4 protein-coding genes are annotated in these 5,683 nt (G+C 69.3%); 1 reads left to right on the top strand and 3 read right to left on the bottom strand.

Going from position 1 to position 5,683, the window contains the following annotated elements:
* Both VNE62_13355 and VNE62_13350 read right to left on the bottom strand, forming a co-directional pair.
* On the bottom strand, window positions 1–2,155 hold a 2,155-nt coding region (locus VNE62_13355), incomplete at its 3' end, for an MFS transporter (protein ID HVE93268.1).
* Complete coding sequence (locus VNE62_13350) at window positions 2,152–4,374, bottom strand: ABC transporter permease (protein ID HVE93267.1); 2,223 nt, start codon at window positions 4,372–4,374, stop codon at window positions 2,152–2,154. The genes VNE62_13355 and VNE62_13350, both read right to left, overlap by 4 nt.
* 137 nt (window positions 4,375–4,511) lie before the next feature.
* On the opposite strand from VNE62_13350, the gene VNE62_13345 reads away from it, so the two are divergent.
* Window positions 4,512–5,465: a homocysteine S-methyltransferase family protein gene (locus VNE62_13345; GenBank protein HVE93266.1), complete on the top strand. Its 954-nt coding sequence runs from the start codon at window positions 4,512–4,514 to the stop codon at window positions 5,463–5,465.
* Here the strand turns inward: VNE62_13345 and VNE62_13340 are convergent.
* On the bottom strand, window positions 5,462–5,683 hold a 222-nt coding region (locus tag VNE62_13340; protein ID HVE93265.1), incomplete at its 5' end, for a phytanoyl-CoA dioxygenase family protein. The two genes, VNE62_13345 and VNE62_13340, sit on opposite strands and share 4 nt — an antisense overlap.

The raw sequence follows: 5,683 nt of genomic DNA, 5'->3' as shown, positions 1-5,683 counted from the left end.
TGGACCCGAGCTCGCGCAGCTCCTTGAGGATCGACACGAGCTGCCGGACGACCCCCGGCGCCAGCCCCAGGGACAGCTCGTCGATCATCAGCAGCCGGGGGCGCATCAGGAACGCCTGGCCGAGCGCCAGCATCTGCTGCTCGCCTCCGGACAGCGCGCCCGCCGGCTCGTCCAGCCGCGCCTTGAGGGCGGGGAAGAACTCCTCGAGGATCCGAGTCATCTGCGACTCGATGAACTTCTCGTCGTCCTCGGAAAGCCATGTGGCCGCGCGCAGGTTCTCGGCCACCGACAGGGTCGGGAAGATCCCGCGCCCACCCGGCATCTGGACGACGCGGCGCGCGGCGATCTCGTAGGGAGGGACGTGGGTGATGTCGCGCCCGTCCAGGAAGATCGCGCCGTTGGACGCCTCCGTCAGCCCGGAGATCGCCCGCAGCAGCGTGGACTTGCCGGCCCCGTTGGTGCCGAGCAGGGCGACGATCTCGCACTGGGCGACGTCGAAGTCCACTCCAAAAAGGATCTGGACCCCCTCGTAGTGGACGTCCACGTCGCGGCAGATCAGCAGCGCCTCGCGACCGGACTCCTGCGACTGCAGCCCCGCCTGCTCGGCGAGGTCCGCCGCCCGGGCGGCGCGTATGTCGCGCTCGACCCCCGCTCCCGCGGCGATGTGCAGCAGTGCCCCGGCCAGGAAAAGGGGCAGGTAGACGAGCAGCGCGATCGGGTCCGAGGAGGAGTCGACCAGGAACAGCAGGCCCAGGAACATGAGGGAGCCGAGCAGCCGCCAGGGGGCCTTGGTCTGCAGGCCGATGCCCCGGATGCGCGCCGGGATCACGAGCGTCTCTATGGCCGTGCGCGCGGGTATGAGTATCGAGTTGATGCCCGGTAGGAGCAGGACGATCGGAAGGCTGATCCACACGATCCGGCTGAAGGCCAAGCCGATGAAAAGGAAGATGTCGATTACCAGCAGGGCCCCCAGCAGGGTCAGCACGCGGCCGGGGCGGTAGGCGACGAACCGGTCGACCATGGGTCCGCCGACCACCAGCCCGATCATCCCGGACACCGCGCCGAGAGCCGTCACGACGGCGACGACGCCGGCGGGCAGTCGGAAGACGTCCACCTGGTACACGATCAGAACGATCGCCAGCCCGCTGCCCCCGACCGTCAGAAACGGCTCCGCGTACCAAAGCCTTCGCAGCGTCACGATGGATGCGCACGCGCGCCACGACTCCACCAGGCCCGGAGGAGGCGGGGGCGGCTTCTGCGCCTCCTCCTGCGAGACGCCGGCGCTGAGCCGGTCCATGCTCCCGCGTACCGGCTCCTTGAGGAACAGGAAACCTATGCCGGCCAGCGCGCTCAGGCCGCCGAGGAAGAAGAAGGCCGCTCGCCAGCTGAAGACCGTGGCCAGGGCTCCCGCGACCAGGGGGCCGATGATCGTGCCGAGCTGTCCGCCGGTGAAGTAGAAGGAGAACACCCGACCGCGCGTCTGCGGCGGGTAGTAGTCGGCGAGCAGCGGCAGTCCGATCGGGTTGTTGAGCGAGCTGACGATCCCGCTCCCGGTCCGGGTGGCGGCGAGGTGCAGCCGCGTCGATCCGAGTCCCGTGACGAACGACGCGATCCCCGACCCGGTCACGCCGATGAAGCCCATCTTCGTTCGCGACACGCGGTCGGCCATGTACCCGATGAGGGGGGCCAGGATCGTGCTGACGATGCCCAGGATCTGTCCCATCGCGGCGAGAAACCGGATGTCGAACCCGAGGTCCTTGCGCATGTAGGGCAGCAGGATGCCGAGGCCGTTGGCGTCCATCGAGTCCAGGAGCGTGATCGTGCTGATCACCACCAGCGGGACGGCCGACGTCCCCGCCGTGACCTCGCTGGGCCTGTAGTCATGGACGAGGCGGCGGCCGCGCTGCCTCAGGCTCAGCTTCTCGCGCTGCGGTTGCGCCGGGGCGGGCGCGGGTCCGGCGTGTCCGTCGGCGGCGAGCCCGAGCTCGAGTTCGCGGTCCGAAGGCACGACCGGACGCAGGGCCTCGGGTGCTTCGATGACATCGGCCCCCGCGGCGGTGCCCGGGTGGTGCGCGGCGCGCCACAGGTCCTCGCGCATGCTCGGCTCCGCGGGCTGCGGCGGCGACGTGTCGCGGGGGGGCCTGGTGGTGCTCATCGCGAGAACTCCCGCTCGGCTGCCGGCGGTTTGTGGGAGCCGAGCCTGTAGCGGCGGGCCACGGCCGCCTGGGCCCCCGTGGGCAGAAGCTTCGGCGCGATCGGGACGCGGAACTCGTCGGTGAGGTCCACACGGGTGTCGGCGACCAGGCTCGGAACGACGATCCGGTGCCGCTCGGCCACCCGGCGCAGCAGAGCGTCGCGGACGCCGTACACCACCTGGCTCATCCCGCCGGGCACGAACAACAGGAGCAGCAGGGCGGCGCCCGCGGTGCTGACCGTCACTCCCTCACGCAGAAAGATCGTGAGGCCTCCCACGAACAGGGCGCCGAGAAGGGGGCCGGCGATGGAGCCGAGGCCGCCGGCCACCACCATGAGGAACATGGTCAGGCTCTGGTCCGGCGCGTAGTTGCCGGGCAGCACGCCCTGCTGGTGGTAGGCGTAGATCGAGCCGGCGAATGCCGCGATCAGCCCGGACACCGCGAATGCTTCCAGGCGCGCGCGCACCAGGTTGATGCCGAACGATTGCGCGGCCCGGTCGTTGTCGCGGCAGGCGATGAGCGCGCGTCCGGTCCGGCTGCGGCGCATCCCGGAGACGGCGGCGACGCAGCCGGCGAGCAGGACGAGGGTGAGGTAGTAGAAGACGCGCTCGTCGCCGGTGTCCAGGCCGAGCAGAACGGGGCGGTCCAGGGTGCTGGGGATCAGCGCGCCGCCGTAGCGCTCGTTGAGCAGGATGTTGGTGGTCACGACGGCGAAGCCGAGGGTGGTGACGGCGAGGTACAGGCCTCGGATCCGCAGCGCGGGCAGTCCCACCACCACCGCGACCACGGCTCCGGCGACGGAAGCTGCCGGGACGGCGACCAGGATCGGCCAGCCCATCCGTCCGGACAGCACGGCCACCACGAATCCGCCGACGGCGGCGAAGGCGAACTGACCGAGGCTTATCTGTCCGGCCCAGCCCGTGAGCAGCAGCAGGGACAGCCCGACCATCCCGAAGATCAGCGTCATCGAGCCCTTGCTCGTGTCGCTGGGCTCCATGATCCAGGGGAACGCCAGGGCAACGACCGCGGCGAGGACGGCCCCCACCCGCAGCCACTTCACGACGGAAGGCAGCTTGCGCAGTTGCACCGGGATCGGCCGGACTTCGCGCGCAGCCCGCCACGAGCTTCCCTCCGTGTCGACACGCGAGCCGGACGTGGACCTGCGCAGCAGCAGCACAGCGACCACGGCTGCGAAGACGACGACGTCCACGAGGATCCCGTTGCCGAACGACCGGAAGAACCCCTGGTTGGCGACGGCGATGCCGACGGAGGCCAGGATCGCCAGCGGGAAGCTGGACATCCGCGCGATCACTGCCGCGGCGAGGACTCGCAGCAGCGTCTGCGGACCGGCCCCCCCGATGGACGTCGACCCGGTCGTCATCGTGGTGAGCACGCCCGCGAGCCCGGACACGAACCCGGCAGTCATCCAGACCATCGCCGCGACCAGCGTCCCGTTCATGCCGAGGGTGGCCGCGCGCTCGGGGTTCTCGGCGGAGGCCCTCACCGCGATCCCGGCTTTGGAGCGCCGCAGCATCACCGCCATGCCGGCGAACACCGCCAGCGCCGCCATGACGGTGGCGATCTCCCCTACGTGGAACACCACCGGGTCCAGGCGAATCGTGGCGTCGTGCGGGGGCCGGGCGATGGCCGCGGCTATCTCGTCCTCGCCGAAGGCCCGGGGCAGCATCAGGATCCCGAACGCCAGAACCTGCGCGATACCGAGCGTCGCCACCGTCGCGACCAGAGGAGGGGAGTTGCGCAGGCGGCGGACAACGAGCATGAACACCAGGAGGCTCAGCAGGACGGCGGTCGCGAGCCCAACCACCAGCGCGAGCGTGAAGTTGACGTACTGCAGCCACACGGGGGCCGCGGCCGGGTTGCGGGGCAGGCAGTCCGGACAGATCCCGCGCGCCCACCGGACGAACTGCAGCCTGTGCACGAGCTGAAAGAACAGGACCGCCCCCAGAGCGCCGAGCTGCACCTGCGCGAAGTTGATGATGCGGTCGCTGCGGAACACCAGCAGCAGGCCGATGACGACCAGCGCCGACCCGCACCCGTAGACGACCCCCAGCGCGTACTGGCCGAGGGGCAGCCCCTTGGGCAGGAGCAACGGAAGGACGAGGAGCAGGCCGATGATCAGCGCGGGCGCGAACGATTCGTGCCGCGGCAGCCGCGCCAATCTCTGAGTTATCCCGGGAGCCAGAGGCCGCCTCCTCTCGGGCCGAACGGTATCAAGAGCGGGATTGTTGGACGGGCCTTCGAGGTTACAGGCCACCGATCTGGGATAGTCGTCGCACCCGACGCAGGAGGCCCGACATGGCGAAACACCGAAGCTCGTTGCCGCAGTTGGACGACCGGCTGTTCCTGACCGACGGCGGTATCGAAACGACCTTGATCTTTCTCGACGGCCTGGACCTCCCCTATTTCGCCGCCTTCCACCTCCTGCAGACTCCCGAAGGCGAAGCCGCCCTGCGCAAGTACTTCGCGACGTACGCGGCCCTGGCCTCCCGCCTTGGCACCGGACTGGTCTTGGAGAGCCCCACCTGGCGGTCCAACCCCGACTGGGCGACAAAGCTGGGCTACTCGCCGGAGGCTCTGGCGGAAGCCAACCGGAAGGCCATCGGACTGATGGAGGAGGTTCGCGCCGAAGTCGAGGGACCAGACACTCCCGTGGTCATCAGCGGCTGCGTCGGCCCCCGCGGAGACGGCTACATCCCGACCACCATCATGTCGGACAAGGAGGCCGCGGAATACCACCGCGAACAGGTGGAAGCCTTCGCCGGCACCGCCGCGGACATGGTGTCAGCGATCACCATGAACTACGTCGAGGAGGCAATCGGCGTAACCAGGGCGGCCCAGAGCGCCGGTATGCCGGTCGCGGTGTCGTTCGTCGTCGAGACCGACGGCAAGCTGGCCACCGGTCAGACGCTGCAGTCGGCGGTCGAAACCGTCGAGGAGGCGACCTCGGGCTATCCGTCCTATTACATGATCAACTGCGCGCACCCAAGCCACTTCGACCATGTGCTGTCGGGGGGGCAATGGACGCAGAGGATCCGAGGCGTCCGGGCCAACGCATCACGCAAGAGTCACGCCGAGCTGGACGAGGCTACGGAGCTCGATAGCGGCGATCCGGCCGAGTTCGGCTCCGACTACGCCGACCTGAAGAGCCGGCTGAGCCAGCTGAACGTGATGGGAGGTTGCTGCGGCACCGACCACCGGCACATCGACCAGATCGCATCGAAGTGCCTGCCGCTGTTCGCCACCTCTTAGGTCATCGAGTACGAAGGACTGAACCCCCGCTCCAGAGCTGCGGAGTACTCGCGCTCGTGGTCCTGTCCGGCCTCCCTGAGGTGGCGGTTGCGCTTGTCCGGCTCAACCACGTGTGTGGACGGGTAGTGGCTGTAGATCATCAGCCGGCGGGGTGACTGCGTCCGGTTCGGCGACGACGCGTGGACCAGCGCGCTGTGGAACACCATCACGCTGCCCGG

Source organism: Actinomycetota bacterium (genome assembly GCA_035536535.1).
In the GTDB taxonomy this organism is placed as follows: Bacteria; Actinomycetota; JAICYB01; order JAICYB01; family JAICYB01; genus DATLNZ01.
Note: the sequence above shows the minus strand (reverse complement) of the source record. Positions and strands in the feature narration are given on the sequence as shown.